Origin of the sequence: Kosakonia sp. H7A, assembly GCF_003028445.1 — a bacterium.
Classification (GTDB): Bacteria; Pseudomonadota; Gammaproteobacteria; order Enterobacterales; family Enterobacteriaceae; genus Kosakonia; species Kosakonia radicincitans.
Window position 1 is genome coordinate 1 of record NZ_PYTZ01000080.1, and the last position, 508, is coordinate 508.

Here is a 508-nt window from a genome sequence, read left to right on the forward strand (position 1 = left end):
CGTGGGGTCGACCATGTGCGGTGCGCCACGCGGATGCACCAGCAGCTTGGCGTGGGGCAGGTGCCTGATCAGCGCACCGGCGCCGCCAGCGTGGTCGAGATGCACGTGGGTGAGGATCAGCCAGTCCACGTCCTCGGGCGCCAGGCCCGCTGCGGGCAATGCGGCCAGCATCGCCGGCACGGCGAGCGCGGTGCCGCAGTCGATGAAGGCACCGCGCCCCTGCTCGACGAGCAGGTAAGCGGCGTCGAAGTCCGGCCGCTGGAAGCCGGTGTCGAGCGTATGGATGCCGTAGTCGGCCATCTGGCGTCCTGTGGGGTCGCTGGATGGGGACATTCTAGGCGGTAGGCGCGGGGCTGCGGATGCGGCTTTCGTCGGGGGTGCGGCGTGCGGCGGGACTCAGCCCGCCTCGCGCAGCGCCTGCAGTGCTTCCAGTACCAGGTCGGTCTCCGCCTCCAGCTTGAACAGCGGCGACTCCAGCGCATCGGCCGCGACCGCCTGCTTGAGTACG

Annotated in this window: 1 protein-coding gene; it reads right to left on the minus strand. The window is 70.9% G+C overall.

Going from position 1 to position 508, the window contains the following annotated elements:
• Positions 1-300, minus strand: a 300-nt coding sequence (locus CWM66_RS28290; protein WP_146159969.1) for an MBL fold metallo-hydrolase, incomplete at its 3' end; no start/stop codon positions are given.
• Positions 301-508: the final 208 nt, after the last annotated feature.